Genomic DNA, 16,793 nt, shown 5'->3' with positions numbered 1-16,793 from the left:
CGCACAAACTTGGGATTTCCCTGACGTTACGAGCGAGTCACGCGCTGGAAGCGGACGCTGTTCAGCACGTGCCGGGCCCACGCGTGGTCGGCGGGATCGTCGTGCACGCACGTCACGACGAGCATCTCGCCGAACCGCGCCACGTGACCGTGGAACTCGTGCTGGCCGGAAGCGGACTCCAGCCACAGGGCGTGCCTCAGCTCCACGCCGTCCTGCACCGAGAACCGTTGTGCCGGAGGCACGGAGGGCGCGCCGTCGAGGGCCATCTCCAGGAACTGGGCCGCGGGCGTGCCCTGGGCGCGGCGGACGTCCACGAAGACCGCGCGGCCCGGACCGGCGAAGCGCAGGCCCTCCTCCAGGACGTGCGGGGTGAGGCCCGCGGTGCGTTCGATGCTCCACGTGCCGGGCAGCTTCTGGCGGATCGAGATCGGCAGGGCCACCAGGTAGCCGCTGAGCACCTCGTCGCGGTCCGCGGCGGTGCCGAGCAGCGGGTGCGAGACGTATTCGGGCAGGTCCTCCGGCTCGCGGACCTCGGCGGTCACGGGAACGCCGCGCAGGCCCTCCCACGGCTTGAGGTCGTGGGCGAACGTGCCGGTGAACTTCAGCGACGCGTAGCCGGGGCCGTCCCACACGGCCGCCGCGTGCTCGGCCGCGGCCGGCGACACCTGCATCCAGGCGCCGAACCACAGTTCGAGGTCGCCGGTGAGCTCCACGGGCAGCACGCAGCGGACGTAGGCGTCGGGACCGGCGAACAGGACGTTGCCCCGGGCCGCGAGCGACGGCGAGACGACGCCGGGCGGCAGGCCCAGGTCGAGGTCGAGCGCGCCGGACTCGTCCACGAGCGCGCCGCAGCAGGCGCAGGCCGTCACCCGACGTACCGGACGCTGTTGAGCACGTGCTGCGCCCAGGCGCGGTCGACGGGGTAGCGGTGGACGCAGCGCACGGAGATCATCGTGCCGGGGCGGACCACGTGCGCGTGGAAGACCTGTTCCTCGTGGCCGTCGATCACCTCGCTCAGCCAGAACGCGTGGCGCAGCTCAGGGCCGTCGTGCGTGACCGAGTGTTCGGCGCTCGCCGGGTAGCCGTCGAGGACCGCGCCCAGGAAGTCGCTCACGCTGCCGCCGGTGAGGTCGGCGTAGACGTCGAGGGAGACGCGGCGGTCCGGGCTCGTGAACCTGACCGTGCGGCCGTCCACGACGCAGCGCATGCCTTCGGTGCGTTCGATGGACCAGACCTCGCCGAGCGTCTCGCGGACGGGCACGGGCAACGGGTGCCGGATGCGGCACAGCACCTCGTCGCGGTCCCATTCCCGTTCCAGCAACGGGTGCGAGGTGAAGTAGGGCAGCTCGTCGGTGTTGAGCACGGCGGCCTCGACAGAGGCCCCGAAGACGTCCCACGGCTTGATGACGTTCGCGAACGTGCCGGCCACGCGGAGGTTCGCGTACTGGTCGTCGTTGTCCCACACGGCGTGCGCGTACATGGCGTCGACCTTGCTGATCCGCGTCCACGCGCCGAACACGATCTCGGTTCCGCCGGTCAGCCGAACCGGGAGCAGGCATCGGAGGTAGGAGGCGCCGTCCGGGCCGACGAGCAGGCCGCCGGTGGGCGCGCCGAGCCGGTCGGCCGGCACGCCGAGCAGTTGCTCCGGACGGTTCAACCTGTAGTCGATGCGGTCCGTAGAGGTGATCTCGGCTCCGCAGCATCCGCATTGGACGGTCATGCGCAGATGCTAGAGCTCCTCGTCGGTCAGCAGTCGAGAGCGCACCAGAAAACGTATTCCAAGCGGTGCTTCCAGCGAGAAACCGCTCCCACGGCCCGGTACCACGTCGATCGTGAGGTGCGTGTGGCTCCAGTACTCGAACTGCGCCGCGGACATCCACACAGGAACGACGAACTCGTCCACGGCGAGATCACCGAGGTGCACGTCGGAGCCGCCGGTGCGGAACTCCCCGAGCGGGTAGCACATCGGGGCGGAGCCGTCGCAGCAGCCGCCGGACTGGTGGAACATCAGGTCGCCGTGGTCGGCCCTGAGGCCGCGGAGCACGTCCGCGGCCTCAGGGGTCAGGTCGACGCGGGGCATCAGAAGAAGCCCAGGGCGTTCGGGGAGTAGCTGACGAGCAGGTTCTTGGTCTGCTGGTAGTGGTCGAGCATCATCTTGTGGTTCTCGCGGCCGATGCCGGACTGCTTGTAGCCGCCGAACGCCGCGTGCGCCGGGTAGGCGTGGTAGTTGTTCACCCACACGCGGCCCGCCTGGATGTCGCGGCCGGCGCGGTAGGCCACGGAACCGTCGCGCGACCAGACGCCCGCGCCCAGGCCGTACAACGTGTCGTTGGCGGTCTTCATGGCGTCGTCGTAGTCGGAGAACCGCGCCACGGAGACGACCGGGCCGAAGATCTCCTCCTGGAAGATCCGCATCTTGTTGTCGCCCTCGAAGATCGTGGGCGTCACGTAGTAGCCGCCGGACAGCTCGCCGCCGAGGTCCGCGCGCTCGCCGCCGGTCAGGACGCGGGCGCCTTCCTGCTTGCCGATGTCGATGTAGGACAGGATCTTCTCGAGCTGGTCGTTGGACGCCTGCGCGCCCATCATCGTCTCGGTGTCGAGCGGGTGGCCCGTCTTGATCGCCTTCGTGCGCTCGACCGCGTCGGCCATGAACGAGTCGTAGATGTCGCTCTGCACCAACGCCCGCGACGGGCACGTGCAGACCTCGCCCTGGTTCAGCGCGAACATCGTGAAGCCTTCGAGCGCCTTGTCGTAGAAGGCGTCCTTCTGCGCGGCGACGTCGGCGAAGAACACGTTGGGGGACTTGCCGCCGAGCTCCAGCGTCACCGGGATGATGTTCTCGCTGGCGTACTGCATGATCAACCGGCCGGTGGTCGTCTCACCGGTGAACGCCACCTTCGCGACGCGGCGCGACGACGCGAGCGGCTTGCCCGCCTCGACGCCGAACCCGTTGACGATGTTCAGCACGCCCGGCGGGATCAAGTCGGCGATCAGTTCCATGAGGACGTGGATCGACGCCGGCGTCTGCTCGGCCGGCTTGAGCACCACGGCGTTGCCCGCCGCCAGCGCGGGCGCGAGCTTCCAGACCGCCATCAGGATCGGGAAGTTCCACGGGATGATCTGCCCGACGACGCCGAGCGGCTCGTGCAGGTGGTAGGCGACCGTGTCCTCGTCGATCTGCGAGATGCCGCCCTCCTGGGCGCGCAGCGCGCCCGCGAAGTAGCGGAAGTGGTCGACCGCGAGCGGCAGGTCGGCCGCCAGCGTCTCGCGCACCGCCTTGCCGTTCTCCCACGTCTCGGCGACCGCGAGCATCTCGAGGTTGGCCTCGATCCGGTCGGCGATCTTGTTCAGCACGTTGGCGCGCTCCGCGACCGACGTCTTGCCCCACGCGCGGGCGGCGCCGTGGGCCGCGTCCAGCGCGCGTTCGACGTCGTCGGCCGTGCCGCGGGCGATCTCGGTGAAGTCCTCACCGGTCACCGGGGTGGGGTTCGCGAAGTACTGGCCCTTGGCGGGCGGCACGTACTCGCCTCCGATGAAGTGGTCGTACCGGTCGCGATACGTGACCACGCTGTCCGGTTGTCCTGGAGCCGCGTACTTCGCCATGCGCCCTGCCTCCCGCGTCGTTGCGAACAGGCGGCGAACGTAGAACCGGCAACGTTTCACCCACGTTGCATCCGAAAGGACTAACGGCAGGCTTGCCGCCCACGTGGTACGGCCTGCATCCTGGACCGATGGACCCAGTGGAGCTGGGTGCCGCACGTCCGGTGATCTTCGAGTCGTGGCGGCGCTCCCTCGCCGCGCACGTCGACCCGGACCGCCACGAGGCCCCGGTGGTCTACGCGCCCGACGAGATCGCGGACCTGCGCGGCGCGCACCCGCTCGCCCACACCGTGCCGCTGCTCAGGAACACGCTGTCGATGGACGACACGATCATGATCGTCACCGACACCCGCGGCACCATCCTCTGGTGCGAGGGCGACAACGGAGTGCGGCACACCGCCGAACGCGTCCACCTCACCGAGGGCTCGCGCTGGAGCGAGGACGTCATCGGCACGAACGCGATGGGCACCGCGCTCGCGACCGGCCGCCCCGTCACCGTGCACTCGCGGGAACACCTCGTGCGCACCTACCACGGCTGGACGTGCGCGGCGAGCCCGATCCTCGACCCCCACACGGGGTTGCTGCTGGGGGTGGTGGACGTCAGCGGGCCGCTCAAGACCATGCACCCGGCCGTCGCGCACCTCGTGTCCGCCGCCGCCCAGCTCGCCACGCACCACCTGCGGCAGTTCGCACCCCGGCAGCACGTGCTGACGCTGAACTTCCTCAACGGCCTGCACGCCGACCTCGACGGGCGGCCGCTCGCGCTGACCCTGCGCAACGCCGAGGTGCTGACGGCGCTCGCGTTGCACCCCAAGGGACTGACGGCGGAACAACTCGCGTTGTTGCTCTATGGTGAACGTGGGAACCCGACCACGGTCCGCGCGGAGCTGCACAGGCTGCGTGCGCAGCTCGGTGGTGTCCTGTTGACGAGGCCGTACCGGCTCGACGCGGTGGTGCGCGGCGACTTCCTGGACGTGCGCAGCGCGCTCAGGTCGGGCAACGCCGGTGAGGCCACCCGGCACTACAGCGGTGATCTGCTGCCCCGTTCGGACGCGCCCGTGGTCCGAGAGGAACGGGTGGACCTCGCCGCCGCGGTGCGCAGGGGAGTGCTGGAGCGGGGAGATCTCGACGCGCTGCTGTCGTTCGCGGACAGCGGGGACGACGTCGAGGTGCTCGAACGCCTGCACCTGCTGCTCCCGGTGACCGACCCTCGTCACGCGCTCGTCTCCTCGCGCCTGCGAAGGGCGCTGGAATAGGCTTTCCCACAAGGGGAGGCAAAGTGAAGCAGTGCATCAACTGCATGACCCGGTTGCCGCGCAAAGAGGTCACCGAGGTCGCGTGGTGTGCTTTGTGCGGGCCGTGCCTGCGGGTGGTGGCGGACCAGATGAAACTCCTCCACGACCGGCCGGGCGGCGCCGAGGTGCAGATCCAGCAGTGCGGCTGGTGCGGTGTCGCGCGCTCGTGCGGCGCCGGCTGGCGCACGAGGTGCCTGGTGTGCCTGGACGACAGGTCGGTGCCGGACCCGGCCGTGCAGAAGATCGCGCACCGGCTGGAGCTCGACGGCACCTGGCGGGAGAACTCGGAGTTCCTCGCCGCGACGACGGTGAAGATCCGCCTGGCCAAGTACTTCCGGCCGGGCTGGACGGTGCTCGCGACGGACGTGCACGGCCTGCCCTGGACCGGGTACCGGTGGCTGACGAAGTCGCACGGCACGTGGGGCCGCGACGACGAGACAGGCGAGGTGAGCCGCCTCAAGCGCCTGCGCGGCGACACGTCCCTGCTCTACCTCGTCCGGTACGGCAGGGTGCTCAAGTTCGGGCGCGGGCACGCCGACCGGGTGGGCGCGCACGTCGCCCAGGGCGCGGTGCCCGTGCTGGTGCTGTCGGCGCCGAGCGAGCAGGTCGTGGTCGCGAGGGACAAGCTCAAGCGGCAGAAGCGCAGCGAGCTGGTGTCGCAGCGGACGCCGGTGGACCTGTTCGCGGTGCTGCCGGACGGCGAGGACGTCACGGACCGCTTCCTGCGCGCGGGGTGACGGTGAACCGGGACTTCACCTGAACATCACCCCAGGTCGGGGGACCGAACCTCACTGGACGCTGATCAGGCGCGTTATCGTTAGAGGGCGTCCGGTGAGGGGAGGGTCCAGGTGCGAGTGCTGGCCGTTGTGCTGTTGCTGCTGCTCTCCGCCACGCCCGCGCACGCCGCGACGGGCACGTACCTGCGGCTCGGGCACTTCTCGATGGACCAGGCGCGGGTCGACGCCGTCCTCGACGGCGACAAGCTCGGCACCCTCGACTTCGCCCAGCTCTGGGACTACCGCCGGGTCGAGCCGGGGGAGCACGTCGTCGAGTTCCGCATGTCGGAACCGGGGAGCCCGCTGCTGCGGTCCGTGACGGTGCGGGCGACCGCGGGCCAGGCGTACACGGTCATCGACATGGCGTCCACGATGAGGACGCTGGAGGACGACGTCAGCCAGCCGCCGAACGGCCAGGCGCGGATCCGGGTGATCAACGCGGGCGACGCGGAGACGGACCTGCAGCGCGGCACCACGATGGTGCACCGCGGCGTGCAGCCGACCTCGTCGACCGGCTACGTCCTCGTGGCTCCCGGCACGGACGCGCTGGAGGTGCTCCAGCGCGGCAAGGACTCCACGAAGCTCGACACCCCGCTCGAGGCAGGTGGCGTCTACTCCCTGCTGGTCAACGCGCGGCGGATCGAGCTGCGGACCGACGCCAAGGGCGCGGTGGTGGTGCCGAGCGGCGGGCAGGAGACCGGGTTCGGCGGCATGGCGGGCGGCTGGGACTGGCTCACCGCGCTGGTGATCGCGCTGATCGTCGGCGTCGCGATGTTCGCGGTGCGCGGCCGGTTGTTCCGGTTCGGCTGACATGGCCAAGGGCAAGCTGCTGATGGGCGTGGCGGTGCTGGTCACGCTGATCTACGTGGTCAAGGGGCCCGGCGGCGACGAGGTGCCGGAACCGGTGACGGTGCTGATCCCGTCGATCGGGGTCGACACGACGCTGGAGGCGTTGAAGGTCGACTCGGCAGGGGTGCTGGAGCCGCCGACGCGCGCGGACAAGGCCGGGTGGTACGCCAAGGGCGTCGCGCCGGGAGACGCCGGTCCGGCGGTGATCGCCGGGCACGTCGACTCGAAGACCGGGCCCGGGGTGTTCTTCCGGCTGCCAGAGCTGCAGCCCGGCGCCGAGGTGCTCGTGGAGCGCGAGGACGGCAGCAAGCTCACGTTCGTCGTCAGCGGCACGCACACCACGGACAAGACCGCGTTCCCGACCGAGGCCGTGTACGGGCCGACGTCGTTGTCCGAGCTGCGGCTCGTGACGTGCGGCGGCGACTTCGACCGGGTCGCGGGCAGCTACCGGAACAACGTCATCGTGGACGCGGTGCTGAAAGTCTGACAGTTTCGTCCGCCCACCGGCCGAGCAGCGTGGCGTCGTGCGAGATCGCGAGAACTCCGGCGCCGGACTCACGTTGGTACGCGCGGATCACGCCGACCAGCGCGGCCGTCGTGGACGCGTCCAGCATCGTCGTCATCTCGTCGCAGATCAGGTAGCGCGGCTTCAACGCCAACGCCCGCGCGAGACACGCGCGTTGCAGCTGGCCGTCGCTGACCTCGTGCGGACGGCGGCCCAGCAGGTCGTCGGTGAGCATCACCAGGTCGGCGAGCTCGTCCACGCGGTCGCCACCCGGTTCCGCGATGGCCTGGCGCAACGTGAACCGGGGGTCGACCGACAACCGGGGCTGCTGGAACAGCACGCCGATCTTCGTGCGCTGCCGGGCCTGGAACCGGAACCCGGTGACCGTCTCGCCGTCGATCTCCACGGTCCCCGCGAACGGCTTGTGCAGCAACGCGAGCACACGGGCCAAAGTGGACTTCCCGGACCCGCTCGGCCCGGCCAGCCCGACGGTCTGTCCGGGGTGGACGGTGAGGTCGACGCCGGTGATCACCGGCGTGCGGTAACCGGCGGTGATACCGGTCCCGGTCAGCACGGCAGGTGGCACGCGACGGCGTGCGGGTCGTCGGTCAGCACGGCAGGTGGCACGCGACGGCGTGCGGGTCGTCGGTCAGCACGGGTCGTTCCTCGCAGACGGCGGTGGCCTGGTCGCAGCGCGGGGCGAACGCGCACCCCGCCGGCAGGTCGGTGAGCAGGGGAGGCTGACCGGGGATCGGCAGGAAGTCCCGCTCCGGCAACGCGTTCGCGAGCCCTCGGGCGTACGGGTGCCGTGCGTTGTCCAGCACCTCGTGCGCCGGGCCGACCTCCACGATCCGGCCCGCGTACATCACCGCGATCCGGTCGGCGACCTTGTGCGCGGCGGCCAGGTCGTGCGTGATCAGCAGGACGGCGTGCCCGTCGTCGACGAGCCGGCGGAACTCGTCCAGCAGCCCCTCCACGAGGTCGCGGTCGAGGCCCGTGGTCGGTTCGTCGGCGATCAGCAACGGCGGGTTGCCGACCAGCGCGAGGGCGTTCGCGACGCGCTGGGCCATGCCGCCGGACAGCTCGTGCGGGTAGCGGTCGAGGTGCTCGGGCAGCAGCCCGGCCCGTTCGGCGGCCTGCGACGCGTCCCCGCCGAGGACCCGCGCGGCCTCTTCGAGCTGGGAACGGGCCGTGCGCACCGGCGTGAGGTGGCTCGCGGGGCTCTGCGGGATGAGGCCGATCTTCCGGCCGCGCACGGTCGTGGCGAGTTCGTGGTCGGTGGCCGCGAGCAGGTCGACGTCGCCGAGCCGCGCGCTGCCGGAGGTCTCCGCGTTGCCCGGCAGGAACCCGAGCAGCGCCGACGCCAGCACCGTCTTGCCGCAGCCGCTCTCGCCGACCAGCGCCACGCACTCGCCCGGCCTGATCCGCAACGACACGTCGTTCACGGCCCGCACGGTCGCGCCCTTCAGCGCGAACCGCACGGACACCCGGTCGATCTCGAGGTTCACCACGTCAGCTCCGTGCGCCGCTTGGGGTTCAGCCGGTCCCGCCACACGCCGCTGATCCCGGACACCGCCAGGGTCGTGATGATCAGCATCAGGCCCGGTGCCAGCGACATCCACCAGCCGCCGAGCAGCAGCGACCGCTGGGCGTCGTTGATCATGTTGCCGATGCTGGCCGCGTGCGGCGGCAGGCCGAGACCGAGGAACGACAACGCCGTCTCGTGCCACACCGCGTGCGGCACCATCAGCGTGGTCGCGAGCAGCACCTGCGGGGCGACGTTCGGCAGCAGGTGCCGGGTGAGCACCTGGAGCCGGGACGCGCCGCCGACGATCGCCGCGTCGATGAACGGCCTGGTGCGCAACGACAACACCTCGGACCGGACGATCCGGGCGGCCGTCAGCCAGTGGGTCAGCGCGATCGAGATGATCACGGCGTGCAGGCTCGGCCGCAGGATCGCGACGATCACGATGCCCAGCAACAGGTGCGGCACGGACGCGATCGCGTCGACCACCCGCATCAGGATCCGGTCGAACCAGCCGCCGACCGATCCCGCGAGCGCGCCCACGGCCGTGCCGACGACCGCGGAGATCAACGCCGCGACCACGCCGACCGTCAACGACACCCGCAGCGCGTAGACGCAGCGCAGCAGCACGTCGCGGCCCAGTTCGTCGGTGCCGAACAGGTGCGCGGCGGACGGCGGCCGGTTGGCGATGGCGAGGTCGACGTACTGCTCGTTGAGCTGCACGAACAACGGCACGATCAACACGGTCACCGCGACGAGTCCGAGGACGACCGCGGACGGCAGGAGCCGCCACTTCGGCGAGCGGGGCGGCGACGCGGCGGTGAGGCGGCTGCGCGGGGCGGGCCGCCAGGTCAGGTCAGCCATCGAGCGCCACCCTCGGGTCGGCGAGCGCGTACAGGACGTCGGCCAGCAGGTTGCCGAGCAGCACCACGCCCGTCGCCATCACGGTCAGCGCGCCGAGCAGCGCGAAGTCGACGTTCAGGGCCGCCTCCACGGTCGCCCGCGCGATGCCCGGCCACGAGAACACGGTCTCCACCAGCAACGCGCCGGTGATCAGCTCCGGCAGCCGGGCGCCGAGCAGCGTCAGGAACGGCAGCAGCGACGTGCGCAGCGCGTGCCCGGACACCACGAGGTGGTCCGGCAGGCCGCGTGCCCGTGCGCCGATCACGTGGTCCTGCGTGAACGACTCGAGCAGGTTCTGCCGCACGAACAGCACGAACCACGGCGCCTGCGAGATCGCCAGCACGGCCACCGGCAGCACCATGTGCACCGCGACCCCGCCGACGGACGGCGGTTCCGCGCCGGTCGTGACGCCGCCGCCGGGCAACCACCGCAGCTGCAACGCGAAGACGTAGAGCACCGCGAGCCCGAGCCAGAACACCGGCGCGGCCTCCAGGGCGTAGCAGCCGCCGGTGATCGACCGGTCGAGCCACGAGCCCTGCCGCCACGCCGCGAGCGTGCCGAGGACGAGCCCGAGCAGCAACGCCAGCGTGAAGCCGACCGACACCAGCAGCACCGTCCACCCGAGACGGTCGCCGATCACCGCGGACACCGGCTGCTGCAACGACAACGAGTCGCCGAGGTCGCCCGTGACGGCGTGCCGGAGCCAGGCCCAGTACTGGGAGACGACGGGTTCGTCGACGCCCCAGTTCTCGCGCAGCTGCGCCACGCGTTCCGGGGAGGCGCCGATGATCCGCACGCCGAAGTAGCGTTCGACCGGGTCGAACGGGCTGAGCTTCGCCAGCACGAACAACGCGAAGCTCACCACCAGCAGCACCGGGACCGCGAAGGCCAGGCGCCGCAACGCGAACAGGCCGATCGACCGGGCGAGGCCCCTCGAAAGAGGGTCGGCCCGCGTCACGACTTGGGTGTCCAGCGCTCGATGTTCCACCACACGGCGTGCACGAGGCCGTGGTCGTGCGGCTCGACCTGGGTCTCCTGGCCGTTCCACCTGTCGCGCAGCACGTAGGTGTGGTCGAGGAACACCAGGAACGCCCACGCGGGGTCGGCCGCGTACGCCTGCTGGAAGTCGCCGTAGGCCTTCTTGCGGGCGGCCGGGTCGAGGCTGCGGCGCGCCGTGTCGAGCGCGGTGTCCACAGTGGAGTTCTTGTACAGCGTCATGTTCACGTAGCCCTGCTGGCCCGCGTACCGCGAGTGCAGCAGCGTGTACGCGGCAGTGTCGGGGTCGTACGGGTCGCCGCCGCCCCACACCGAGGCCGCTTCCTTCTGCCGTTGCAGCATGATCTCGAACGTCGTGGCCTCGACCGGCGCGTCGATGCCGAGCTTCGCGATGTCGGACGCCGTGGCGAGCGCGAGCTCCTTGCGCAGCACGTCCGGCGCGGGGTAGAGCACCGGCAGCCGTGCGGGCTGGCCGTCCTTGGCGCGCTTGCCGTCCGCGCCCTTGCGCCATCCGGCCTCGTCGAGCAGCTTCTCGGCCTCCGCGACGTCGTAGGAGAACGACGACCCCTCGTCATACCAGTCCTTGAGGTACGGCGAGATCGGCGTGGAGGCGGGCTTGCCGGACCCGGCGAGCACGGCGTCGATCATGGCCTGGCGGTTGATGCCGAGGTTGATCGCGCGCCGGACCTGCGGCGACGACGTGAGCGGCAGTTCGGACGGGATGCCGAGACCGCGGTAGTCCGCCGACGGGTTCTGCACGATCTTGTACCCGGACCGGTCGCGGTAGGTCTGGGCGAGCTTGGGCGGCAGCACCGTGCCGTCGAACTCGCCGGCGGCCATGCGGGTCGCGCGGGCGTTGTCGTCCGGCACGAAGACGACGGTCACGGACTTGATGGCGGGTGCGCCGCCGAAGTACTTCTCGTTGGCCTTCAACACCATCCGGTCGCCCTTGCGCCACTCGGCGACGGTGTACGGGCCGGTGCCGACCGGGGCCGTGTTGAACGGCGCGCTGTTGATGTCGGTGCCGGCGAGCTTCGCGGCGGGCACGATGCCGAGCGCGAGCACCTGCGCGAACGGCGCGTACGGGTAGGAGAGCGTGAACCTCACCGTGGCCGGGTCGACGGCCACGACGTCGGCCAGCGCGTCGAGCCGCGAGGCGATCGTGGAGTTCACCTTCTTGTCCACCACGGACTTGTAGGTGAACACGACGTCGTCGGCGGTCAGCGGGGTGCCGTCGGAGAACGTGACGTCCTTGCGCAGCTTGGCCGTCCACGTCAGGCCGTCCGCCGACGCGGTGGGCAGCTCCTCCGCGAGCGACGGCTTCAGCGTGAGCGAGGCGTCGCGCGTGACGAGCCCGTCGAAGATCTTGGCCGCGCCGTCCGGGGCGTACCCGAGCACGGGGTTGAGGTTCTCCGGTTCGCTGCCGGCGCCGATCACGATCGACGTGGCCGGCGCGGTCGTCGCGCCGTCGGGTGAGGTGCACCCCGCCACCAGCGCCAGGACCACCAAAGCCGCTCGCCGCATGCAGTTCCTCCCCGGAAGTCCGTCTTGCCGGGTGCAGCTAACAGCAATGAACTTGCAACAAGCAATACCTTGCATCACTGCGCGCAGGTCAGAGGCGTGCCAGCATCTCCGTCATGACCAGCGGCGTACACACTCACGAACACACCCACGGCGACGTAACTCACACGCACCCGCACGGCGAGCACGCCCACGACCACGTGGAGCACGAGCACACCCACACGCACGGCGGTTCGACGCACTCACACACGCACGTGCACGACGCGGGACACACCGAGGAGCACGACCATTCGCACTAGTGCGATTCGCGCGTGACCTCGCTACCGCTGGAGCCGATCAGGAAGTCCAGGTCGGCTCCGGTGTCCGCGCCCAGCACGTGGTCGACGTAAAGCCGTTCCCAGCCGCGTTTCGGTGACGCGAACGCCTCCGCCATCGCGGCGCTGGGGGAGCGTTCGAGGAAGTCCGGCGCCTCCACGTCGATCCGCCGGTTCTCGACGTCGAGCACGATCACGTCGCCGGTCCTGACGAGCCCGAGCGGCCCGCCCGCCGCCGCCTCCGGTGCCACGTGCAGCACCACCGTGCCGTAGGCCGTTCCGCTCATCCGGCCGTCGCAGACGCGGACCATGTCGCGCACCCCCTGCTCCAGCAGCTTCTTCGGCAACGGCATGTTCGACACCTCCGGCATGCCCGGATAGCCGCGCGGCCCGCACCCGCGCAGCACCAGCACGGAGTCCGCGGCCACGTCCAGATCGGGGTCGTCGACGCGGGCGTGGAAGTCCTCGATGCTGTCGAACACCACGGCCCTGCCCCGGTGCCGCAGCAGGTGCGCGGACGCCGCCGCCGGCTTGATCAACGCCCCGGACGGCGCCAGGTTGCCGCGCAGCACCGCGATCCCGCCCTCGGCGATGATCGGCTCGGAGCGCGCGCGGATCACCTCGGGGTCCCAGATCGGCGCGTCGTCGAGGTGGTCGACGAGCGGGCGTCCGGTGACCGTGACGCCGTCCGGGTCGAGCAGGTCGCGCACTTCCCTCAGCACGGCCAGAAGTCCGCCCGCGCGGTGGAAGTCCTCCATCAGGAACCGGCCTGCGGGCTGGAGGTCCACCAGCAGCGGCACGCCCGAGCCGATGCGGTCGAAGTCGTCCAGCGTCAGGTCGATGCCGAGACGGCCCGCGATCGCGAGCAGGTGCACCACGGCGTTGGTCGACCCGCCGATCGCCGCCAGCGCCACGATCGCGTTGTGGAAGCTCGCCTTGCTCAGGAACGTGCTGGGCCTGCGGTCCCTCTCGATCAGCTCGACGACGAGTTTTCCGGTGCCGTGCGAGGCTTCCAGCAACCTGCTGTCCGCCGCCGGAGTCCCCGCCACGCCGGGCACGACCGTGCCGAGCGCCTCCGCCACCAGCGCCATCGTCGACGCGGTGCCCATGGTGTTGCAGTGCCCCCGGCTGCGGATCATCGCCGACTCGGAGCGTGTGAAAGCCTCCTGCGACAACGTGCCCGCGCGCACCTCCTCCGACAGCCGCCACACGTCCGTGCCGCAGCCCAGGGGAGTGCCGCGGAACGTGCCGGTGAGCATCGGCCCGCCCGGCACCACCACCGCGGGGATGTCGACGGACGCGGCGGCCATCAGCAACGCCGGAATCGTCTTGTCGCAGCCGCCGAGCAGCACCACGCCGTCCACGGGGTTGGCGCGCAACATCTCCTCGGCCGCCATCGCGGCCATGTTGCGCCACAGCATCGCGGTGGGCCGGACGTTGGTCTCGCCGAGTGACACGACGGGGAGGTTGAGCGGGATGCCCCCGGCCTCGTAGACACCGTTCGAGACGGACCGCGCGACCTCGTTCAGGTGCGCGTTGCACGGCGTGAGGTCGGAGGCGGTGTTGGCGATGGCGATCTGCGGTCTGCGGAAGGCGTCGTCGGGGGTGCCGCGGCGCATCCAGGCGCGGTGGATGTAGGCGTTGCGGTCGTCACCGGCGTACCACTGCTCGCTGCGAAGTCCCACGGGGCGCCTCCTCGGTGGTCACCCCGAAGCTAACTACATCGGCAGGTCGGGCGGGAGCTGCAGCGCGATGGTGATCAGCGAGTGCACCCGGTTGGCGATCACCGACAGCAGTCCGTGCATCTCCGGCGAGGCCGCGTCCGCGCACTCCTGCAACGTGCGCAGGTCCATGTCGATCTGCCCGAGCACGGCCGCGGTGTCGGCCGGACCCGCGGTGAACGCGCGGGCGATGTCCTCCAGGGGAAGACCGTGGACCTCCAGGCGTTGCACGAGGTGGATGCGTTCCACGTCGTCCGCGCGGTAGAGGCGGTAGTTGGAGGCGGTGCGCTGGGCGGGGCTGATCAGGCCGAGCGTCGTGTAGTAGTCGACGGTGCGGATGCTCACGCCCGCCCGTGCGGCGAGCTCACCGATCTTCAGCAGCGCTTCGGACACAACGATCACCTCCCGTCCCGCAAACCATACAGTGCTACGTGCTACTGTTGGAAACATGCCTGAAGAAGCCGATGTAGACGGCTGTAGTACTGGGCCGGGTGCGCCTTGTTGATCGCATCCGGCTTGCTCGCCATCGTGGTGCTGACGGTGGCCACCGGGTACTTCGTTGCCCAGGAGTTCGCGTACATGGCGGTCGATCGCGGCCGTTTGCAGCAGCTGGCCGAGGGCGGCTCGAAGGCCGCCGAACGTGCCATCCGCGTGACGCAGAAGCTCTCGTTCATGCTGTCCGGTGCCCAGTTCGGCATCACGGTGACGGCGCTGCTCGTGGGTTACGTGGCCGAGCCGTTGCTCGGCGCGGGCCTCGGCATCCCCGGCTCCATGGTGATCGCGCTGGCCTTCGCGACGTTCGTGCAGATGGTGCTCGGTGAGCTGCTGCCGAAGAACCTCGCGATCGCCCGGCCCGAACAGCTCGCGCTCGCGTTGAGCGGGTCCACCCTGGTGTACCTCAAGATCGCCGGCCCGGTGATCCGGTTGTTCGACGCGGCGGCGAACCGGCTGCTGCGCGCGATCGGCATCGAGCCCGTCGAGGAGCTGCCGCAGGGCGCGACGCCGGAGGACTTCAAGCAGATCGTGGGAGACGCGGGGGAGCAGGGCCACCTGGACCCCGAGCTGACCCGGCTGCTGGAGCACGGCATCGGGTTCCGCGGGCTCGTCGCGGAACAGGCGATGACGCCCCGCGTGAACGTCCACACCGTGCGGTTCGACGAACCCGCCTCGCGCGTGGTCTCGTTGCTGGACACCGGTAACTCGCGGTTCCCCGTGGTCGGCGACGACCTCGACGACCTGCGCGGTGTCGTGGGGCTCGCCGAGGTGCTGACCCTGGACCCCGAGCAGCGGTCGACGACGGAGATCGAGAAGATCGCCTCGCCCGCGCTCGTCGTCCCGGCGACGCTGCCGCTGCCCGCGGTCCTCGAACGGCTGCGCACCGAACGCCGCCAGCTCGCCTGCGTGGTCGACGAGTTCGGCGGGTTCGCCGGCGTGATCTCGCTGGAGGACCTGGCCGAGGAGCTCGTCGGCGAGATCCACGACGAGGACGACCACGTGGCCACCGCGATCGAGAAGATCGGTGACGACTGGCGCGTGCCCGGCCGGATGCGCCTCGACGAGGTCGAGGACGCGACCGGCGTGGAGCTGCCCGCAGACGACGCCTACGACACGGTGTCGGGCCTGGTGCTGCACCAGCTCGGCCGCGTGGCCGAGGCCGGTGACGAGATCGAGATGAACGGAGTGCGCCTGGTGGTCACCACCGTCGCGCGCAACGTCCCCGACACGGTGGTGTTGTCCCGATGAGCATCGCGATCTCCGTGTTGTTGCTGGCGTTGAACGGCTTCTTCGTGGCCGCCGAGTTCGCGTTGATCGCGGCGAAGCGGCACCGGCTGGAGCAGGCCGCCGAGACGTCCCGGGCGGCCCGTGCCGCCGTGGCCGGTGTCCGCGAGCTGTCGTTGATGCTCGCGGGCGCGCAGCTCGGCATCACGCTGTGCACCCTGGGTCTCGGCGCGCTGGCCAAGCCGGCCGTCGCGGACCTGCTGGAACCGGCGCTGGCGTGGACCGGCCTGCCGGACGCGTTCGCCTACGGCATCGCGTTCACGATCAGCCTCGTGCTGGTGGTGTTCCTGCACATGGTCGTCGGCGAGATGGCGCCCAAGTCGTGGGCCATCGCGCACCCCGAGAAGTCCGCGCTGATCCTGGCGCTGCCGTTCCGCGCGTTCGCCCGCTCGGTCCGCTGGCTCCTCAGTGGACTGAACGCGGTGTCGAACGGCCTGCTGCGGATGCTGAAGGTGGAGCCGCAGGACGAGCTGGCGCAGGCGCACCGGCCGGACGACCTGCGGATGCTGCTGCGCCAGTCCGCCGAGCACGGCCTCATCCCCGAGGCCGAGCAGCGGCTGCTGACGCGGATGCTCCAGGTCCAGCGCACGACCGTGCGCGAGGTGATGGTGCCGATCGCGGAGACGTCGACGGTCACCGAGCACACCACCGCGCGGGCGATCGAGCGGCGCAGCCTCCAGTGTGGACGGTCGCGCTTCCCGGTCACCGACCTGCGCGGTAGCTACGTCGGACTCGTGCACATCCGCGAGGCCATGCGGGCCACGGCCCGCGGCGAGGACCCGTCGGCGCGTGAACTGATGGGCCCGGTGCTGACGCTGCCCGCGGCGATGCCGGTGGCCCAGGCCGTGACGGCGATGCGGGACGCGCGGGCACAGCTCGCGTTGGTCGAAGACGGTGAAACCGTTGGTATCTCGGCACTTGAAGACCTCCTCGAAGAGCTGATCGGCGACTTCGAGGACGAAACCGACACCCGTCCGGTCAGCGTCCGCTGACCGGAGTTTCCTAGAGA

At 70.6% G+C, this 16,793-nt stretch carries 18 protein-coding genes; 7 read left to right on the top strand and 11 right to left on the bottom strand.

Annotation, left to right across the window (positions count from 1 at the left end):
* Nucleotides 1–26 precede the first annotated feature (26 nt).
* Genes ACQEU1_RS10440 through adh form a run of 4 tightly spaced genes read right to left on the bottom strand, consistent with a single transcriptional unit; the run spans nucleotide 27 to nucleotide 3,603 of the window.
* A complete protein-coding gene (locus tag ACQEU1_RS10440) occupies nucleotides 27–869 on the bottom strand; it encodes a hypothetical protein (protein ID WP_433198775.1) in 843 nt (280 codons plus the stop codon).
* Nucleotides 866–1,720: a hypothetical protein gene (locus ACQEU1_RS10435; protein WP_433198773.1), complete on the bottom strand. Its 855-nt coding sequence runs from the start codon at nucleotides 1,718–1,720 to the stop codon at nucleotides 866–868. Before ACQEU1_RS10435 ends, ACQEU1_RS10440 begins: the two co-directional genes overlap by 4 nt.
* A gap of 9 nt (nucleotides 1,721–1,729) precedes the next feature.
* Entirely contained in the window at nucleotides 1,730–2,080 is a 351-nt protein-coding gene (locus ACQEU1_RS10430; RefSeq protein WP_433198771.1) for a DUF779 domain-containing protein, read from the bottom strand.
* Nucleotides 2,080–3,603 carry an aldehyde dehydrogenase gene (adh, locus tag ACQEU1_RS10425; protein ID WP_433198769.1) on the bottom strand — a complete coding sequence of 508 codons (1,524 nt, stop codon included), beginning with the start codon at nucleotides 3,601–3,603 and terminating at the stop codon, nucleotides 2,080–2,082. The genes ACQEU1_RS10430 and adh overlap by 1 nt, the downstream gene beginning before the upstream one ends.
* Before the next feature lie 128 nt (nucleotides 3,604–3,731).
* Between adh and ACQEU1_RS10420 the strand changes: the two genes are divergently transcribed.
* The 4 genes from ACQEU1_RS10420 to ACQEU1_RS10405 all read left to right on the top strand — a co-directional run bounded on the left by ACQEU1_RS10420 (nucleotide 3,732) and on the right by ACQEU1_RS10405 (nucleotide 7,007).
* Nucleotides 3,732–4,856, top strand: a complete 1,125-nt coding sequence (locus ACQEU1_RS10420; protein WP_433198767.1) for a GAF domain-containing protein — start codon at nucleotides 3,732–3,734, stop codon at nucleotides 4,854–4,856.
* 23 nt (nucleotides 4,857–4,879) lie between these two features.
* Nucleotides 4,880–5,632, top strand: a complete 753-nt coding sequence (locus tag ACQEU1_RS10415; RefSeq protein WP_433198765.1) for a hypothetical protein — start codon at nucleotides 4,880–4,882, stop codon at nucleotides 5,630–5,632.
* 111 nt (nucleotides 5,633–5,743) lie between these two features.
* Nucleotides 5,744–6,481 carry a DUF4397 domain-containing protein gene (locus ACQEU1_RS10410; protein ID WP_433198763.1) on the top strand — a complete coding sequence of 246 codons (738 nt, stop codon included), beginning with the start codon at nucleotides 5,744–5,746 and terminating at the stop codon, nucleotides 6,479–6,481.
* 1 nt (nucleotide 6,482) lies between these two features.
* Entirely contained in the window at nucleotides 6,483–7,007 is a 525-nt protein-coding gene (locus ACQEU1_RS10405) for a class F sortase (protein ID WP_433198761.1), read from the top strand.
* On the opposite strand, the gene ACQEU1_RS10400 is transcribed toward ACQEU1_RS10405, so the two are convergent.
* The 5 genes from ACQEU1_RS10400 to ACQEU1_RS10380 are packed head-to-tail and all read right to left on the bottom strand — an operon-like array spanning nucleotide 6,979 to nucleotide 11,973.
* Nucleotides 6,979–7,611 (bottom strand): ABC transporter ATP-binding protein, encoded by a 633-nt coding sequence (locus ACQEU1_RS10400; protein WP_433198759.1) that lies wholly within the window; start codon nucleotides 7,609–7,611, stop codon nucleotides 6,979–6,981. The genes ACQEU1_RS10405 and ACQEU1_RS10400 overlap by 29 nt on opposite strands.
* A 22-nt stretch (nucleotides 7,612–7,633) precedes the next feature.
* A complete protein-coding gene (locus tag ACQEU1_RS10395) occupies nucleotides 7,634–8,536 on the bottom strand; it encodes an ABC transporter ATP-binding protein (protein ID WP_433198757.1) in 903 nt (300 codons plus the stop codon).
* Nucleotides 8,530–9,414, bottom strand: coding sequence for an ABC transporter permease (locus ACQEU1_RS10390; RefSeq protein ID WP_433198755.1), 885 nt, complete (start codon nucleotides 9,412–9,414; stop codon nucleotides 8,530–8,532). The genes ACQEU1_RS10395 and ACQEU1_RS10390 overlap by 7 nt, the downstream gene beginning before the upstream one ends.
* Nucleotides 9,407–10,411: an ABC transporter permease gene (locus ACQEU1_RS10385; RefSeq protein ID WP_433198753.1), complete on the bottom strand. Its 1,005-nt coding sequence runs from the start codon at nucleotides 10,409–10,411 to the stop codon at nucleotides 9,407–9,409. The genes ACQEU1_RS10390 and ACQEU1_RS10385 overlap by 8 nt, the downstream gene beginning before the upstream one ends.
* On the bottom strand, nucleotides 10,408–11,973 hold the full coding sequence (locus ACQEU1_RS10380; protein ID WP_433198751.1) for an ABC transporter substrate-binding protein: 1,566 nt from the start codon (nucleotides 11,971–11,973) through the stop codon (nucleotides 10,408–10,410). The genes ACQEU1_RS10385 and ACQEU1_RS10380 overlap by 4 nt, the downstream gene beginning before the upstream one ends.
* A 113-nt stretch (nucleotides 11,974–12,086) precedes the next feature.
* Between ACQEU1_RS10380 and ACQEU1_RS10375 the strand changes: the two genes are divergently transcribed.
* Nucleotides 12,087–12,269 carry a zinc transporter Slc39a7 gene (locus ACQEU1_RS10375; protein ID WP_433198749.1) on the top strand — a complete coding sequence of 61 codons (183 nt, stop codon included), beginning with the start codon at nucleotides 12,087–12,089 and terminating at the stop codon, nucleotides 12,267–12,269.
* On the opposite strand, the gene ACQEU1_RS10370 is transcribed toward ACQEU1_RS10375, so the two are convergent.
* Together ACQEU1_RS10370 and ACQEU1_RS10365 are read right to left on the bottom strand one after the other, a co-directional pair.
* Nucleotides 12,266–13,969 carry an IlvD/Edd family dehydratase gene (locus ACQEU1_RS10370; RefSeq protein ID WP_433198747.1) on the bottom strand — a complete coding sequence of 568 codons (1,704 nt, stop codon included), beginning with the start codon at nucleotides 13,967–13,969 and terminating at the stop codon, nucleotides 12,266–12,268. The two genes, ACQEU1_RS10375 and ACQEU1_RS10370, sit on opposite strands and share 4 nt — an antisense overlap.
* A gap of 33 nt (nucleotides 13,970–14,002) precedes the next feature.
* Nucleotides 14,003–14,398: a MerR family transcriptional regulator gene (locus tag ACQEU1_RS10365; protein WP_433198745.1), complete on the bottom strand. Its 396-nt coding sequence runs from the start codon at nucleotides 14,396–14,398 to the stop codon at nucleotides 14,003–14,005.
* 108 nt (nucleotides 14,399–14,506) lie between these two features.
* On the opposite strand from ACQEU1_RS10365, the gene ACQEU1_RS10360 reads away from it, so the two are divergent.
* Both ACQEU1_RS10360 and ACQEU1_RS10355 read left to right on the top strand, forming a co-directional pair.
* A complete protein-coding gene (locus ACQEU1_RS10360; protein ID WP_433198743.1) occupies nucleotides 14,507–15,748 on the top strand; it encodes a hemolysin family protein in 1,242 nt (413 codons plus the stop codon).
* Entirely contained in the window at nucleotides 15,745–16,776 is a 1,032-nt protein-coding gene (locus ACQEU1_RS10355) for a hemolysin family protein (protein ID WP_433198741.1), read from the top strand. The genes ACQEU1_RS10360 and ACQEU1_RS10355 overlap by 4 nt, the downstream gene beginning before the upstream one ends.
* The last annotated feature ends 17 nt before the right edge of the window (nucleotides 16,777–16,793 follow it).

The sequence above is a fragment of the Lentzea sp. CA-135723 genome, assembly GCF_050936595.1.
GTDB lineage: Bacteria > Actinomycetota > Actinomycetes > Mycobacteriales > Pseudonocardiaceae > Lentzea.
Note: the sequence above shows the minus strand (reverse complement) of the source record. Positions and strands in the feature narration are given on the sequence as shown.

What these genes read in the sequence shown, in the direction of transcription:
- ACQEU1_RS10435 (WP_433198773.1), bottom strand. Translation starts at nt 1,720, where the DNA reads ATGACCGTCCAATGCGGATGCTGCGGAGCCGAGATCACCTCTACGGAC.
- ACQEU1_RS10430 (WP_433198771.1), bottom strand. Translation starts at nt 2,080, where the DNA reads ATGCCCCGCGTCGACCTGACCCCTGAGGCCGCGGACGTGCTCCGCGGC.
- adh (WP_433198769.1), bottom strand. Translation starts at nt 3,603, where the DNA reads ATGGCGAAGTACGCGGCTCCAGGACAACCGGACAGCGTGGTCACGTAT.
- ACQEU1_RS10420 (WP_433198767.1), top strand. Translation starts at nt 3,732, where the DNA reads ATGGACCCAGTGGAGCTGGGTGCCGCACGTCCGGTGATCTTCGAGTCG.
- ACQEU1_RS10405 (WP_433198761.1), top strand. Translation starts at nt 6,483, where the DNA reads ATGGCCAAGGGCAAGCTGCTGATGGGCGTGGCGGTGCTGGTCACGCTG.
- ACQEU1_RS10390 (WP_433198755.1), bottom strand. Translation starts at nt 9,414, where the DNA reads ATGGCTGACCTGACCTGGCGGCCCGCCCCGCGCAGCCGCCTCACCGCC.
- ACQEU1_RS10380 (WP_433198751.1), bottom strand. Translation starts at nt 11,973, where the DNA reads ATGCGGCGAGCGGCTTTGGTGGTCCTGGCGCTGGTGGCGGGGTGCACC.
- ACQEU1_RS10375 (WP_433198749.1), top strand. Translation starts at nt 12,087, where the DNA reads ATGACCAGCGGCGTACACACTCACGAACACACCCACGGCGACGTAACT.
- ACQEU1_RS10355 (WP_433198741.1), top strand. Translation starts at nt 15,745, where the DNA reads ATGAGCATCGCGATCTCCGTGTTGTTGCTGGCGTTGAACGGCTTCTTC.